Source organism: Streptomyces sp. NPDC085900 (assembly GCF_044540925.1).
GTDB classification, from domain to species: Bacteria; Actinomycetota; Actinomycetes; order Streptomycetales; family Streptomycetaceae; genus Streptomyces; species Streptomyces gilvifuscus.
Map to the genome: position 1 here is coordinate 208686 of NZ_JBITSP010000007.1, position 14509 is coordinate 223194.

Annotated in this window: 12 protein-coding genes; 5 read left to right on the forward strand and 7 right to left on the reverse strand. The window is 72.6% G+C overall.

Features of this window, described 5'->3' with window-relative positions; translation table 11 throughout:
* The first annotated feature begins 65 nt into the window (after positions 1-65).
* Complete coding sequence (locus ACIGDI_RS24930; RefSeq protein WP_399900471.1) at positions 66-1640, forward strand: sodium:solute symporter family protein; 1575 nt, start codon at positions 66-68, stop codon at positions 1638-1640.
* Between the two features lie 68 nt (positions 1641-1708).
* A complete protein-coding gene (locus ACIGDI_RS24935; RefSeq protein ID WP_399900473.1) occupies positions 1709-2311 on the forward strand; it encodes a DinB family protein in 603 nt (200 codons plus the stop codon).
* 320 nt (positions 2312-2631) lie between these two features.
* Here the strand turns inward: ACIGDI_RS24935 and ACIGDI_RS24940 are convergent, their stop codons facing one another.
* On the reverse strand, positions 2632-3747 hold the full coding sequence (locus tag ACIGDI_RS24940; protein ID WP_399900476.1) for an ADP-ribosylglycohydrolase family protein: 1116 nt from the start codon (positions 3745-3747) through the stop codon (positions 2632-2634).
* 121 nt (positions 3748-3868) lie between these two features.
* On the opposite strand from ACIGDI_RS24940, the gene ACIGDI_RS24945 reads away from it, so the two are divergent.
* Positions 3869-4408 carry a DUF2165 domain-containing protein gene (locus ACIGDI_RS24945; RefSeq protein WP_399900479.1) on the forward strand — a complete coding sequence of 180 codons (540 nt, stop codon included), beginning with the start codon at positions 3869-3871 and terminating at the stop codon, positions 4406-4408.
* Here the strand turns inward: ACIGDI_RS24945 and ACIGDI_RS24950 are convergent.
* The 3 genes from ACIGDI_RS24950 to ACIGDI_RS24960 all read right to left on the reverse strand — a co-directional run bounded on the left by ACIGDI_RS24950 (position 4401) and on the right by ACIGDI_RS24960 (position 8600).
* Entirely contained in the window at positions 4401-4955 is a 555-nt protein-coding gene (locus ACIGDI_RS24950; RefSeq protein WP_399900482.1) for a hypothetical protein, read from the reverse strand. The two genes, ACIGDI_RS24945 and ACIGDI_RS24950, sit on opposite strands and share 8 nt — an antisense overlap.
* A gap of 81 nt (positions 4956-5036) precedes the next feature.
* On the reverse strand, positions 5037-7619 hold the full coding sequence (locus ACIGDI_RS24955; RefSeq protein WP_399900485.1) for a bifunctional FO biosynthesis protein CofGH: 2583 nt from the start codon (positions 7617-7619) through the stop codon (positions 5037-5039).
* Between the two features lie 135 nt (positions 7620-7754).
* Positions 7755-8600: an LLM class F420-dependent oxidoreductase gene (locus ACIGDI_RS24960; protein WP_399900488.1), complete on the reverse strand. Its 846-nt coding sequence runs from the start codon at positions 8598-8600 to the stop codon at positions 7755-7757.
* A 23-nt stretch (positions 8601-8623) separates the two neighbouring features.
* Between ACIGDI_RS24960 and ACIGDI_RS24965 the strand changes: the two genes are divergently transcribed.
* Entirely contained in the window at positions 8624-10078 is a 1455-nt protein-coding gene (locus ACIGDI_RS24965; protein ID WP_399900491.1) for a CehA/McbA family metallohydrolase, read from the forward strand.
* A gap of 63 nt (positions 10079-10141) precedes the next feature.
* Here the strand turns inward: ACIGDI_RS24965 and ACIGDI_RS24970 are convergent, their stop codons facing one another.
* Positions 10142-10693 (reverse strand): DUF1062 domain-containing protein, encoded by a 552-nt coding sequence (locus ACIGDI_RS24970; protein WP_399900494.1) that lies wholly within the window; start codon positions 10691-10693, stop codon positions 10142-10144.
* 195 nt (positions 10694-10888) lie between these two features.
* Between ACIGDI_RS24970 and ACIGDI_RS24975 the strand changes: the two genes are divergently transcribed.
* A complete protein-coding gene (locus ACIGDI_RS24975; protein WP_399900497.1) occupies positions 10889-11275 on the forward strand; it encodes a nitroreductase/quinone reductase family protein in 387 nt (128 codons plus the stop codon).
* 23 nt (positions 11276-11298) lie between these two features.
* Here ACIGDI_RS24975 and ACIGDI_RS24980 read toward each other — a convergent pair whose 3' ends face one another.
* Together ACIGDI_RS24980 and ACIGDI_RS24985 are read right to left on the reverse strand one after the other, a co-directional pair.
* On the reverse strand, positions 11299-12759 hold the full coding sequence (locus ACIGDI_RS24980) for an aldehyde dehydrogenase family protein (protein ID WP_399900500.1): 1461 nt from the start codon (positions 12757-12759) through the stop codon (positions 11299-11301).
* Positions 12756-14486 carry an amidohydrolase family protein gene (locus ACIGDI_RS24985; protein WP_399900503.1) on the reverse strand — a complete coding sequence of 577 codons (1731 nt, stop codon included), beginning with the start codon at positions 14484-14486 and terminating at the stop codon, positions 12756-12758. Before ACIGDI_RS24985 ends, ACIGDI_RS24980 begins: the two co-directional genes overlap by 4 nt.
* Between the last annotated feature and the right edge of the window lie 23 nt (positions 14487-14509).

Consider the following 14509-nt stretch of genomic DNA (forward strand, 5'->3'; position numbering starts at 1 on the left):
GATCATGCCACCCCACTCAGAGTTCGTCATGCCCGTCCCCGGCAGCGGACCCTGGAAGGGGGCTCATGAACAGTCTCGACTGGGCCGTGCTCATCGGCTACTTCGGCGTGATGGTGGCGATCGGCGTCTGGTCGCACAAGCAAGTGGGCAACGTCAGCGACTTCTTCACCGCCGGCGGCAAGATGCCCTGGTGGCTGTCCGGCATCTCGCACCACATGTCCGGCTACAGCGCGGTCCTGTTCACGGGGTACGCGGGCATCGCCTACACCTACGGCGTGACGTCCTTCGTGACCTGGTCCTTCCCGATCGCGCTGGGCATCGCCATCGGCTCGAAGCTGTTCGCGCCACGGATCAACCGCCTGCGCTCCCGGCTCCAGGTGGCCTCCCCGCTGGAGTACCTGAAGAACCGCTACGACCTCAAGACCCAGCAGGCGCTCGCATGGTCGGGCATGCTGCTGAAGATCGTCGACGTGGGCGCGAAGTGGGCGGCGATCGCCACCCTGCTGTCCGTCTTCACCGGCATCACCCTGAACCAGGGCATCCTCATCACCGGCGCGATCACCGCGGTCTACTGCACGATCGGCGGCCTGTGGGCGGACGCGCTGACCGAACTGGGCCAGTTCGTCATCCAGTTGCTGGCCGGCGTCTCGATGTTCGTGGCGGTCGTACTGAAGCTGAACGACAAGGGCATCGGCTTCTTCGAGGCCTGGGACCAGCCGGCCCTGCACGGCCACGGCAAGCCCCTCATCGGCCCCTACGGCACCGTCTTCCTCCTGGCCTTCCTCTTCATCAAGCTCTTCGAGTACAACGGCGGCATGCTCAACCAGGCCCAGCGCTACATGGCGACGAGCAGCCCGCGCGAGGCCACGCGCTCGGCCCGGCTGTCCGCCGCGCTGTGGCTGGTCTGGCCGGTCGTGCTGTTCTTCCCCATGTGGATGTCCCCGCTGCTGGTGCACGCCCAGAAGCCGGACGGCTCCGACTCCTACGGCCTGATGACCGAACAACTGCTCCCGCACGGCCTGTTGGGCCTGGTGATCGTCGGGTTCTTCTCCCACACGATGGCCATGTGCTCCTCCGACGCCAACGCGATCGCGGCCGTCTTCACCCGGGACGCGGCGCCCGTGCTGTCCCGGCGGGCCCGTGAGTGGGGCCAGCGGTCCGGGCTGATCGCGGCCCGGGTGACCACCGTGGTCTTCCTCGCCCTGTCGATGGCGGTGGCGACCCAGGTCAACTCGCCCACCTTCAAGGACATCATCACGGTCGTCATCAAGTGGGTCGCCGGTCTGATGGGTCCGATCGCCATCCCGATGATGCTGGGCCTGCTGCGCCCGTTCCGCCGCTCCGGCCCGACGGCGGCGCTGACCAGCTGGGGGCTGGGGCTGCTGGCCTTCTGGCTGGTCAACTACCCCATCAACTGGAACGTCGAGGGCGGCGTCCCGCTCCAGTACCAGGTCTCCATCCCGCTGGCCGTCTCCCTGGTCCTCTACATCCTCATCGGCTACCTGAAGCCGGAGGACACCCCGGAGCGGCTGGCGGTCATCGAGCGGATCAACACGGACGACGACAGCACGGCGGTGGCCGTACCGGCTCCGGCGGACGGCGTGGAGGACGCGCTGGGCCGCACCCCCGTGAAGGACTGACACCCCGGGCCCGGGGGGAGGGTGAAAAGCCGGTGCCGGCGGACCGCACGCTCGGCAGACTGACCGGCATGACCACCACACTCCCCCCGGGCCCGCGGGCCGACCTCCTCCGCTACCTCCAGGACGCCCGGGACGCCCTGCTGTGGAAGCTGGAGGGCCTGTCCGAGTACGACGTCCGGCGCCCCCTGACCCCGACCGGCACCAATCTGCTGGGCCTGGTCAAGCACGTGACGTACGTCGAACTCGGCTACCTGGGCGACACGTTCGGGCGGCCCGCCGCCCCGGGCCGCCCCTGGTACGGGCCCGTCGGCGACGACAACGGCGACATGTGGGCGACCGCCGAGGAGTCCCGGGCGGACATCGTCGACCGCTACCGGCAGGCGTGGCCGCACGCCGACGCCACCGTCGCGGCACTGCCCCCGGACACGGTCGGCAGGGTGCCGTGGTGGGCGGACGGCAAGGACGAGATCACCCTGCACCACGCCCTGGTCCGGGTCCTCGCCGACACCCAGCGGCACGCGGGTCAGGCCGACATCCTCCGCGAACAGCTGGACGGCTCCGCGGGCTGGCTCCAGGACAGCACCAACCTGCCGTCGAACGACCCGGCCTGGTGGCAGGAGTACCGGAACCGCCTGGAGCGCACGGCCCGAGAGGCGTCCGAGAAGGCCTAGCGCGGCCGACCGCGCCGCGCTGCTGGGTGGGCCCGCGATGCCACGGGAGCGCTGAAGGCGCCCAAGGCGAAAGCGGCGGCGGGGCGCTCGCCGGACTGGCGCGACCAACCCGCCGACGGCCTCCAGGCTCAGGTCCCCCGACACCGGGCCGGCCGGCCGGCCCGACGAGCACCACGCCCGGCGCTCGCCACGACAGGGAGACCAACCCACCGGCGGCCTCCAGGCACAGCACCCCGGACACCGAGCCGGCCGGCCCGACGAGCACCCACGCCCGGCGCTCGCCACAACAGGCGTGCCCGACCGGCCGGCGGCCCCCAGCCTCAGGCCCGCGGATACCGCGCCAGCCAGCCCGGGGAGGCGCCCGCCGGGCCGTGCAGGGCGGGGCCCTGGGTCATCTCCATGGCGAAGTCGTCGGCCAGTTCCAGAATGGTGGGCCGGCCCTCCAGCTCGGCCAGCCAGGCGGGCGGCAGGGCCGTTTCGCCGTGCAGGGCGCCCAGCAGGCCGCCGGTCAGCGAGGCCGTCGCGCCCGACGGGCCGTCCTGGTTCACGGCCAGACACAGGCCGTGCCGGACGTCCTCGCCGACCAGGGCGCAGTACACGGCCGCGGCCAGCGTCCCCTCCGCCGTACGGTCCCCGGCGAGCTCGGCGACCCGGGCGGGCGTCGGCATGCCCTGCCGTACCGCTCCCAGGGCGTGCTGCAGCGCGCCGGACACCGACTCGTGGCCGGGCCGGGCGGCGAGCAGGGCGAGCGCCTGCTGGACGGCCGCGTCGAGGGTCTCGCCGCGGGCCAGCCCGTGCACGACGACGGCGTACGCCCCCGCCGACAGGTAGGCCATCGGATGCCCGTGGGTCTGCGCCGCGCACTCCACCGCGAGCTGCGCGACGAGCTGCGGCTCCCAGCCGACCAGGAGCCCGAAGGGCGCGGAGCGGGCCACCGCCTCCGGTCCGACCTCGCCGGGGTTCTTGGGCGCGTCCAGGGTGCCCATGTTCTCGTCGCCGAAGCCGATCAGCAGCGAGCGGGCCGGGTCCCGCCGGGCGTACAGCCACTCCTCGCGGGCCAGCCAGCCGTCGTCCTTGCGCCGCTCGTCCGGTCCCCAGTCGCGCTGGGTGGCCGCCCACCGCAGATAGGCGCGGTGCAGGTCGGTCGGCGGATGCCAGGCGCCGGTGTCCCGCCGGACCTGGGCGCGTATCAGCCCGTCCACGCTGAACAGGGTGAGCTGGGTGAGGTGGGTGACGGCTCCGCGTCTGCCGTACGCGACGCCGAGATCGCCGAGCCCCTCGGCGCCGTAGCCCTCCCGGATCCCGTCCAGATCCAGCCCGTCGACCGGCGCTCCCAGCGCGTCCCCGACGGCGGATCCGAGCAGTGTGCCCCGCACCCGGCTGCGGAAGTCCTGCTGTTCCGCACGGCCCCAGACGGCCCCGGCTGTCCCACCCACCAAGACCTCCCCGAGGGCCCCGCCCGACATACGACAGTTCAGCACTGTAATCGAACGGGGACGGTCGGTTCAGGGGGCAATCCGGTGCGCGGACCGATCACGCCGGGGAAAGATGGCTGTCATGTCCACCAACACAACGACCGGCCCGACCACGGTCACCACCCCCCACACCCGCGCCCTCACCCTCACGGCCGCGCTCCTCACGGCGAGCGTCGCCCTCTACATCGCGCTCGTCGCCTTCGGCAACATCACCGACTTCGGGACCAACCAGGCGTTCGTGCAGCACGTCCTGGCCATGGACACCACGTTCAAGGACGACGACCTGATGTGGCGGGCCGTCACCAGCAAGGGCCTGCAGAACGCCGCCTACGTCGCGATCATCGTCTGGGAGACGCTCGCCGCGGTCGTCCTGATCTACGGGACCTGGCTGTGGGCCCGCCGGGACCACGTGCGCGCCCGCAGCGTCTCCACCTACGGGCTGCTGATGCTGCTCCTGCTGTTCGGCGCCGGTTTCATCGCCATCGGCGGGGAGTGGTTCTCCATGTGGCAGTCGAAGACCTGGAACGGCCTGGACGCCGCGCTGCGGGTGTTCGTCTTCGCCGGGATCACGCTGCTCGTCGTGCTGTTCAGCGACAACCGGCGTACGGACGCGACTACTTGACGACCGTGACCTTCGTACCGGCCGTCGCGAAGGTCCACAGCGCCGCCCCGTCCGCCGCCCTCATCCGGATACCGCCGGTGCGGGTGCCGGACGCGGGCGGCGGGGACGTCCCGTCGACCGCGTTGGAGAAGGCGATGTTGACTCCGGAGCTGACGGAGAAGTACACGATGTGCTCGATCTTCACACCGTCCGAGCCGGTGATCGGGCCCTCGGTGCGCGTGCCGACCGTGTAGGCGCCGGGGGCGGGCGCGACCGTCCCCGGCCACACGGCGAAGGTGCGGCGGGCCGCGTCGCTCGCGTCGACCAGCCACACCGTCTTGCGGCCGACCGAGTAGACGATCCGGCGGCCGGTGCCGGAGCCGCCCGGCACCGCGGCCGGCGACTTCGTCCTCGTGGCGTGGGGGTGCGCGCCCGCCGACGCCGAGGCGCTCGGCTTGGAGGCGACCGCATCGGGCTTCGGTCCCTTGTCGGCCTGCACGGCCAGGACGGCGACGGCGGCTATGGCTCCTACCGTCAGACCGGTCACCCAGACCTTGGGGGCTGGCACGGCACGCAACTCCTCGGTTACAGGACCCCTGACACCCGTCGGAACAGGGGTCCGATCATCGTACTGTGGTGCTCCCCCGGGTCAGTCCAGCACCGGCAGCAGCTCCGGAAGGTGCCCGTCCGACACCGCCGCCGCCCGCTGCCGCTCCTGCGGCACCTCGCCGTACAGCGTCGTCCGCGGCTTCGCCGGCCGCCCGGCCGCCTCCGCCACCGCGATCAGGTCCTTGACCGACTTGTACGAGCCGTAGGAGGACCCGGCCATCCGGGAGATCGTCTCCTCCATCAGCGTGCCGCCCAGGTCGTTGGCGCCCGAGCGCAGCATCTCCGCCGCGCCCTCCGTGCCCAGCTTGACCCAGCTGGTCTGGATGTTCGGGATGTACGGGTGCAGCAGCAGCCGGGCCATGGCGGTCACCGCCCGGTTGTCGCGGACCGACGGGCCGGGCCGGGCGATCCCCGCCAGGTACACCGGGGCGTTGGTGTGGATGAAGGGGAGCGTCACGAACTCCGTGAAGCCGCCGGTGCGCTGCTGGATGCCGGCCAGCGTGCGCAGGTGGCCGAGCCAGTGGCGGGGCTGGTCGACGTGGCCGTACATCATGGTCGACGACGACCGGATGCCGAGTTCGTGGGCGGTCTCGATCACCTCGATCCAGGTGGCGGTGGGCAGCTTGCCCTTGGTGAGGATCCAGCGGACCTCGTCGTCGAGGATCTCGGCGGCCGTGCCGGGGATGGTGTCCAGGCCGGCCTCCTTCGCCGCGGTCAGCCACTCCCGTATCGACATGCCGGTGCGGGTGGCGCCGTTGACGACCTCCATGGGGGAGAAGGCGTGCACGTGCATGCCCTGCACCCGCTCCTTCACCGCGCGCGCGATGTCGAAGTACGCCGTCCCCGGCAGGTCCGGGTGGATCCCGCCCTGCATGCACACCTCGACCGCGCCCACGTCCCACGCCTGCTGGGCGCGGTCGGCCACCTGCTCCAGGGAGAGGGTGTAGGCGTCGGCGTCCGTCCTGCGCTGCGCGAACGCGCAGAACCGGCAGCCCGTGTAGCAGACGTTGGTGAAGTTGATGTTGCGGGTGACGATGTACGTCACCTCGTCGCCGACCGCCGACCTGCGCACGTCGTCGGCGATCCGGGTCAGGGCGTCCAGCGCGGGGCCGTCCGCGTGCAGCAGCGCCAGCGCCTCGTCGTCGGTGAGTTTCGTCGGGTCGTCGGCGGCGGTCGCCAGCGCGGAGCGCACGTCGGTGTCGATGCGCTCGGGCGCCATGCCGGGCGCGGCCGCCTCGCGCAGCTCCGCCCAGTCGCCGTAGACCTCGTCGAAGTCCTCGCGCCGGTCGGCGGTACGGCCCTCGGTGTCGATGGAGGTGTGCAGGTCGGTGCGGCCGGAGGCGGTGAAGGCCTCCTCGGGCTCCTGCCAGGGGCGACCCTCGACCACCGCGTCGGGGAGGGCCAGCCCGGTCTCCGGGTCGGCCAGGGCGCGCACGTGCGGGCGCAGCCGCGGGTCCAGCCAGGGCTCGCCGCGGGTGACGAACTCCGGGTACACGCAGAGCCGTTCGCGCAGCTCGAAGCCGGCGGCGCGGGAGCGCTCGGTGAGTTCCTCGATCTGCGGCCAGGGCCGCTCGGGGTTGACGTGGTCGATGGTCAGCGGGGAGACCCCGCCCCAGTCGTCGATGCCCGCCCCGATCAGCCGCTCGTACTCGCCCTCGACGAGGTTGGGCGGGGCCTGCAGACAGGCGCTCGGGCCCATGATGTGCCGGGCGACGGCGACCGTCGCGACCAGTTCGTCCAGCTCGGCGTCGGGCATGCCGCGCATCGCGGTGTCCGGCTTGGCGCGGAAGTTCTGGATGATCAGTTCCTGGATGCCGTGGTAGGCGCGGGAGACCTTGCGGAGCGCGAACAGGGACTCGGCCCGCTCCTCGTACGTCTCGCCGATGCCGATCAGCAGCCCGGAGGTGAAGGGGACGGAGGACCGCCCGGCGTCCTCCAGGACGCGCAGGCGTACGGCGGGTTCCTTGTCCGGGGAGCCGTGGTGCGGCCCGCCGGGTTCGGACCACAGGCGGGTGGCGGTGGTCTCCAGCATCATCCCCATGGACGGGGCGACGGGCTTGAGCCGCTGGAAGTCGGTCCAGGACATGACGCCGGGGTTGAGGTGGGGCAGCAGCCCGGTCTCCTCCAGGATGCGGACGGAGATGGCGCGGACGTAGGCGATGGTGTCGTCGTAGCCGTGCGCGTCCAGCCACTCCCGGGCCTCCGGCCAGCGCTCCTCGGGCTTGTCGCCGAGGGTGATGAGGGCTTCCTTGCAGCCGAGGGCGGCGCCCTTGCGGGCGACGTCCAGGACCTCGTCCGGCGACATGAACATCCCGTGCCCGGCGCGGCGGAGCTTGCCGGGGACGGTGACGAAGGTGCAGTAGTGGCACTTGTCCCGGCACAGCCGGGTCAGGGGGACGAAGACGCTCTTGGAGTACGTGATGACGCCGGGGCGCCCGGCCTGTTCCAGGCCCGCGTCCCGGACCCGCGCGGCGGACGCGGCGAGGTCGGTGAGGGCCTCGCCGCGGGCCTGGAGCAGGACGGCCGCCTCGGTGACGTCGAGGGCCACGCCGTCCCGGGCGCGTTTGAGGGCGCGACGCATGGAGTTCTCGGTGGGGCCGGTTCCGGTCGCGGAAGTCGTCATTCTTTGAGCATACGTTCGGGTTTGATCAGGCACGGAAGCCGCCCGGGAGGGATGCCGTGCAGGGCCGGGTGCGAGTCCGTCGGGGCTGGTCGCGCAGTTCCCCGCCCGCCTGGGGGTCGGCTGCGCCGGCCCTGTTCACACGTACTCGGCGTACTCGTCCAGGGCACGCAGCACCTCCGCCTCCCCCGCCGGCGGCAGTTGCACCACGACCTCCTCGATGCCCAGGTCGGCGTAGTGCGCGAGCTTGCCGGGGCTGGGGAAGACGGCGTACGGGACGATCCGGAGGGCGGCCGGGTCGCGGCCCGCGTCGGCCCAGGCGGCGCGCAGCACCGGCAGCGACTCGGTCAGGCCGCGCCCGCCGATCGGCATCCAGCCGTCGGCGTACTCGCAGATGTGGGAGAAGAGCTTGGGGCCCGCGGCGCCGCCGACGAGGGTGCGCGGGCCGACGACCGGTCCGCGCGGCTTCCGGACCGGCTTGGGATACGCGGAGGAGGCCCGTACGCTCCCGGACTCCCCCTCGTAGGCGGTCGGTTCCTCCGCCCACAGCGCCCGCATCAGCGCCATCCGGTCCCGCACCAGCTCCCGCCGGGTGCGCCACTCCACGCCGTGGTCGGCGGCCTCCTCGACGTTCCAGCCGAAACCCAGGCCGAGGGTGAACCGGCCGCCGGAGAGGTGGTCGAGGGTGGCGATCTGCTTGGCGAGGGCGATCGGATCGTGCTGGGCGACCAGGGTGATGCCGGTGCCGAGGCCGAGCCGCTCGGTCACGGCGGCGGCCTGGCCGAGGGCGACGAAGGGGTCGAGGGTGCGGCCGTACTCGGGGGGCAGGTCGCCGCCCGCCGGGTACGGGGTCGTCCGCTCGACCGGGATGTGGGTGTGCTCGGGCAGGTACAGGCCCGCGAACCCGCGCCGCTCCAGCTCACGCGCGAGCCGGACGGGAGTGATGGTCTCGTCGGTGAGGAAGATCGTGACGGCGATGCGCATGGGTCATCCATACCGGGTACGGCATGCGATGTACACACCGACCAGTCGGGATTCGGCGCCGGGTTCCACAGGTCGCGGGGCCGGTCTACGTTGACGGTGTGACGACGTTGCGCGGCACCCTGGCCCCGGGCGCACCGGACTACGTGTACGTGCCCTTCGTCGTCCCGCCCGGTGTCCGCGAGCTGAGGGTCTCCTACACCTACGACAGACCCGCCGTACCCCCCGGCAACGCCCTCGACATCGGCCTCTTCGACGAGCGCGGCACGCGACCGGGCGGGGAGGGCTTCCGGGGCTGGTCGGGCGGGGCCCGTACGGAGTTCTTCGTCCGCGCGGACGACGCGACACCGGGGTATGTGCCGGGACCGGTGCGAGAGGGCACCTGGCATGTGGCGCTCGGCCCCTACACGGTGGCGCCGCAGGGGCTGTCGTACGAGATCACGGTGGCGTTCGAGTACGGCGCCGCCGGCCCCGCCGCCCGGCCGGTGTACCCGCCGGAGCGGGCCGCGGGCCGCGGGCGGGCCTGGTACCGCGGCGACTGCCACCTGCACTCCCGGCACTCCGACGGCCGCCGCACCCCGGCGGAGATCGCGGCGCTCGCGCGGGCGGCGGGCCTGGACTTCATCAACTCCTCCGACCACAACACCCATGCCGCACACGCCCATTGGGCCGCGGAGGCGGGCGAGGACCTGCTGATCCTGCTCGGCGAGGAAGTGACGACGAGGAACGGTCACGTGGTGGCGCTCGGCACCGATCCGGGGACCTTCGTGGACTGGCGTCTCCGGGCCCGGGACGGCCGGTTCGAGCACGTCGCCGGCCTGGTCCGGCGGGCCGGCGGCCTGGTCGTGCCGGCCCATCCGCACGCCCCCTGCGTCGGGTGCGCCTGGAAGTTCGGGTACGCGGAGGCGGACGCGGTGGAGGTGTGGAACGGCCCGTGGACGCCGGACGACGAGGTGACGCTGGCGGAGTGGGACGCGGGGCTGGTGGCGTCGGCACGGCAGGGGCGCGGTTGGCTCCCGGCGATGGGCGGCAGCGACGCGCACCGGGATCCGGATGCGGTGGGGCTGCCGCAGACGGTCGTGCTGGCCGAGGCGCTGACGCGGGCGGCGATTCTGGAGGGGATCCGGGCGGGGCGTTCGTACGTGGCGGAGTCGAAGAGCGTGTCCCTCTCCCTGACGGCGACGGCCGCGGGCGGTGAACACGTGGGAATCGGAGGGCGGTTGGCGGTCGGCGCGGACACCCCGGTCACGGTCCGCGTCGAGGCCGGGGGCGCCCCGCGCTGCGCGGTCCGCCTGGTCACCGACGAGGGCCTGGTCCTCACCGGTGATCCCCTGCCGGTGACGGGCTCCGGCGTCGCGGAATGGCGGACGACCGCGGCGCACGCGGCGTACGTCCGTGCGGAACTGCGCCACGAGACGGCGGTGGGGCCGCTGCCGGGGGCGATGGCCGCCTTCACCAACCCGGTGTTCCTGGGCCGTTGACGCGCGGCCGGAGGGCCTGCCCGGCGGATCTCGCCGGACGGGCCCCCGGCCGCGCGGCGGGACTCAGCGCTTGAGCATGAACGTGAAGTCGCCGGAGAGTCTGCCGCCCAGGCGGACCGCCGAGACGACCTTCCCCGCGGCGATCAGCCGCTCGACCTCGGCCCGTGACAGACCGAGGCCTTCGGCGATCAGCCGCACCGGCCGGACCGGGATCGGCGCCGCGAAGCGGACCGAGACGTCGATCACCTCACCGTCCGGGTGGTGATCCGGGCCGCCCGTGTCGAGACGCCAGGCACCGGCCCAGTCGAGCGCGATGCGGTTGCGGCGCCGCACGAGCGGGTCCCGGAGCAACTCGGCCGCCAGACCGGAGTCGTTGTCGTGCATGCGGTCCAGCAGCTCGGGCCGTACGGAGCGCACGTTCGCCCGCTCCAGGACCGTGAACTTCGCGGTGTCCCCGCAGGAGGTGCAGAGCGCGAGGAGCCAGGCGTCGATGAGTTTGTGGTTGGCGTTGACACGGAACTTGCCGTTCGGCCGGAACGTCCCGGACGCGCACGTGTGGCAACGGCGCAGGACAAGTGGCAGGCAGGTGGGAACGACCACCCAGTTGTTGAGCACAGAAGTACACCGGTTTCAGTGAGAAATCCGCAGCAGAAAGGGGCGCGGCGCGCAGGCGCGACGCGCGACGAATCAGCGCTCGGGAGGTCTCACACGGTGTACAACGGCACGCCCTTCACCAGACGACTCGGTCCGGCAGCAAGGTAGCGGCGCACCACGGCGGCGTTCCATCGGTTTTCGTGGTGAAGTCGACGCATGGACAGTGAGACCAAGTACCGCGTCGTCACGGCCTTCCAGCGGGTCCTGAACCGCGTGACGCGCCGTCTGCCCACCCACACCCTCCTGGAGACCACCGGCCGCACCTCCGGCCTCCCCCGCCGTACGCCGGTCGGCGGGCGGAGGACGGGGGGCTCCTTCTGGCTGGTGTCGGAGTTCGGGGAGCGTTCGCAGTACGTGCGCAACATCAAGGCCGATCCCCGGGTCCGGGTCCGGTTGCGCGGCCGCTGGCACACCGGCACGGCCCATCTCCTGCGCGACGACGACCCCGTGGCCCGGCTGCGCGGCCTGCCCCGGATGAACAGTGCCGCGGTGCGGACGGTCGGCGCCGGGCTGCTGACGGTGCGGGTGGATCTGGACGACTAGGTCCCCCCGGGAGGGTCTTGATATCAGCCGGGCCAGACGATCGACTGCACCTCGCCGTAGGCGTGCAGCGCGTACGACCCGCAGTCGCGGCCGACCCCGCTGTCCTTGAAGCCGCCGAAGGGCGCCTCCATGTTGCGGCCGACGGTGTTGACGCCGACCCCGCCGGCCCGCAGCCGCCGGGCCACCCGGAAGGCGCGGGCGACGTCGCCCGACCACACGTAGTCGATGAGCCCGTAGTCGCTGTCGTCGGCGAGGGCGACGCCCTCGTCCTCGTCGTCGAACGGGATCACCACGACCACCGGCCCGAAGATCTCCTCCCGGGCCACGCGCATGTCGTTGGTGCAGTCGGCGAGGAGCGTGGGCGCGACATGGAAACCGCGTTCGTACGGCGGCCGTTCGCCGCCCGCGACGACCACCGCGCCCTCCTTGCGGCCCAGTTCGACGTACGACTCCACCCGGTCCCGGTGGGCGGCGGAGATCACCGGCCCGACCACCGTGTCCGGCTCCCTCGGATCGCCCACCTTCAACCGGCTCGCATAGGCCGCCAGTTGCTCCACGAGACGGTCGTACACCCCCCTCTGCGCCAGCACCCGCGTCGGCGCCGTGCAGATCTGTCCGCTGTAGAAGGAGAAGGTGGTGCCGATCCCGGCCACCGCCGAGCCCAGGTCCGCGTCGTCGAAGACGAGCGCCGCGCCCTTTCCGCCCAGCTCCATGAGCTGCCGTTTCATGGAGCGGCCGCACACCTCGCCGATCCGCCGTCCCACCGCCGTCGACCCGGTGAAGCTGACCATGTCGACGTCGGCCGACTCCACCACCGCCTCGCCGACCTCCACCGACCGGCCGGAGACCACGTTCACGACCCCGCGCGGGACTCCGGCCGCCTCCAGCGCCTCCGCCATCCGGTAGACCGACAGCGGGTCCTGCGGGGCGGGCTTCACGACCACGGTGTTGCCCATGGCGAGCGCGGGGGCGATCTTGCCCGCCGGGTTCGCCCACGGGTTGTTGTACGAGGTGATGCACGCCACGACACCCACCGGCTGCCGCACCGCGAGCGCGCCCATCACCCCGGCTCTCCCCATCGGGCCGGCCTCGTTGATCTGCGGCGGGATCGCCCACTCGGCGGGCTCCACGCGCGCGTACCGCCGGAAGCGGGCCATGCCCACCCCGACCTGCATCGCCCGGGCGGTCCCCGTGGTCGCCCCCGTCTCGGCCTGGGCCAGTTCGGCGTACGGCGCGAAGTGGGCCGCGATGACGCCGGCCGCCCGTCCCAGCACCGCCGCCCGCTCCTCCGGCGCCGTCCTCGACCACGGCCCGAAGGCCTCGCGGGCCGCGGCGCAGGCCGCGCGCACCTGATCCCGCGAGGCCTCCGGGGCCCACCCGACGGTCTCCTCGGTCGCCGGGTCGACGACGGCGTAGTGTCCGCCGTCCGGCTCGGTCCACTCGCCCCCGACGAACAGCCGCTGCCCGTCGGCCGCCTCCCTCACCTGGTGCTCACCGTCCTCGTGTCCCGCCCGGAGCGCAGGACCCTGCCCGGTACGGCGCCGCTGACCGCGTCGTCCCGGATCACCTCGACCCCGTTGACCCAGACGGCCCGCACGCCGATCGCCTTGGCGTCCAGCCGCGGGCTGTCACCCGGCAGGTCGTGCACCAGGGTGGCCTGGCCCGCGTCGATCCGCTCCGGGTCGAAGAGCACCAGGTCGGCATGGAAACCCTCCTGGATGCGGCCCCGCTCGCGCAGGCCGAACAGCTGCGCCGGGTCGTCGGTCAGCATCTTCACCGCCTGCTCCAGGCCGACCAGCTTCCGTCGGCGCAGGCAGTCGCCGAGGAAGCGGGTGGTGTACGGCGCCCCGCACATGCGGTCCAGATGCGCGCCCGCGTCGGACCCGCCCAGCAGCACGTCCTCGTGCTGCCAGGTCTCGGCGCGCAGGGCCCAGGAGGCGGGGTCGTTGTCGGTGGGCATGGGCCACAGGACCGTCCGCAGCTCGTCGGCCGCGCAGATCTCCACCATGCAGTGGAAGGGGTCCTGGCCCCGCTCCCGGGCGATGTCGCCGACCACCCGCCCGCTCAGTCCGCGGTTCGCCTCGCTGTAGGTGTCGCCGATGACGTACCGGCCGAAGTTCGTCAGCCGCCGCAGGACGCCGGCCTCCTTGGAGGCGGCGCCCCGGAGCATCTCGGCCCGTACCTCCGGGTCCCGCAGCCGGGCGATGCGCTCGGGGACGGGCAGGCCGAGGACGGGGCCCCAGCCGGGGATGAGGTTGAGGGCGCAGAAGGTGCCCAGGGACATGTTCATCGGGGTCAGGATCGGCATGGTGAGGGCGACGACCCGGCCGCCCGCCTTGCGTGCCTGCTCGCTGGCCTGCAGCTGGCGTGGCACCCGCTCGGGCACGGCCGCGTCGATGGTCAGCACGTTCCAGTTCAGGGGCCGTCCGGCCGCCGCGCTCATCTCCGCGAACAGCTCGATCTCGGCGTCGCTGAACTGGTCGAGGCAGCCCGCGACGATCGCCTCGATCTGGGTGCCCTCGTGCTCGCCGACGGCCCTGGACAGGGCCAGCAGTTCGGCGGGCAGCGCGTGCCGGGAGGCGACGGGCTGTCCGTCGCCGTCGGAGTGCGTACGGGACTGGGTGGTGGAGAAGCCCCAGGCGCCGGCGTCCATGGCCTCGTGCAACAGCCCCACGATCCGGTTCAGTTGCTCCTCGTCGGGCTGTCCGCCGATGGCGTCCGGCCCCATGACGTACCGGCGCAGCGCGCAGTGCCCCACCATGAATCCGGCGTTGACGGCGATCCGCCCTTCGAGCGCGTCCAGGTACTCCCCGAACGAGCTCCAGCTCCAGGGCGCCCCCTCCTCCAGCGCGGTCAGCGACATGCCCTCGACCTTGGACATCATCCGGCGCGTGTAGTCGGCGTCCTCGGGGCGGGCGGGGTTGAGCGGGGCGAGGGTGAACCCGCAGTTCCCGGCCGCGACGGTCGTCACCCCGTGGTTCAGGGACGGCGTCGCGTAGGGGTCCCAGAACAGCTGGGCGTCGTAGTGCGTGTGCGGATCGACGAACCCGGGCGCGAGGACGAGGCCGGTGGCGTCCTCACGGGTATGCGATTCCTCGTCGACTCGGCCGATGACGGCGATACGCCCGTCTCGGATACCCACGTCGGCGATACGGGCGGGAGCGCCGGTCCCATCGACAACGGTCGCGGCCGTGATGAGGTGATCGAGCATCGGGTGCCTCCTCCAGCTGGGTG

Excerpts from the sequence above, each read along its gene's own strand:
- ACIGDI_RS24975 (WP_399900497.1), top strand. The coding sequence starts at position 10,889 with ATGGACAGTGAGACCAAGTACCGCGTCGTCACGGCCTTCCAGCGGGTC.
- ACIGDI_RS24960 (WP_399900488.1), bottom strand. The coding sequence starts at position 8,600 with ATGCGCATCGCCGTCACGATCTTCCTCACCGACGAGACCATCACTCCC.
- ACIGDI_RS24985 (WP_399900503.1), bottom strand. The coding sequence starts at position 14,486 with ATGCTCGATCACCTCATCACGGCCGCGACCGTTGTCGATGGGACCGGC.
- ACIGDI_RS24935 (WP_399900473.1), top strand. The coding sequence starts at position 1,709 with ATGACCACCACACTCCCCCCGGGCCCGCGGGCCGACCTCCTCCGCTAC.
- ACIGDI_RS24930 (WP_399900471.1), top strand. The coding sequence starts at position 66 with ATGAACAGTCTCGACTGGGCCGTGCTCATCGGCTACTTCGGCGTGATG.
- ACIGDI_RS24955 (WP_399900485.1), bottom strand. The coding sequence starts at position 7,619 with ATGACGACTTCCGCGACCGGAACCGGCCCCACCGAGAACTCCATGCGT.
- ACIGDI_RS24965 (WP_399900491.1), top strand. The coding sequence starts at position 8,624 with ATGCGATGTACACACCGACCAGTCGGGATTCGGCGCCGGGTTCCACAG.
- ACIGDI_RS24945 (WP_399900479.1), top strand. The coding sequence starts at position 3,869 with ATGTCCACCAACACAACGACCGGCCCGACCACGGTCACCACCCCCCAC.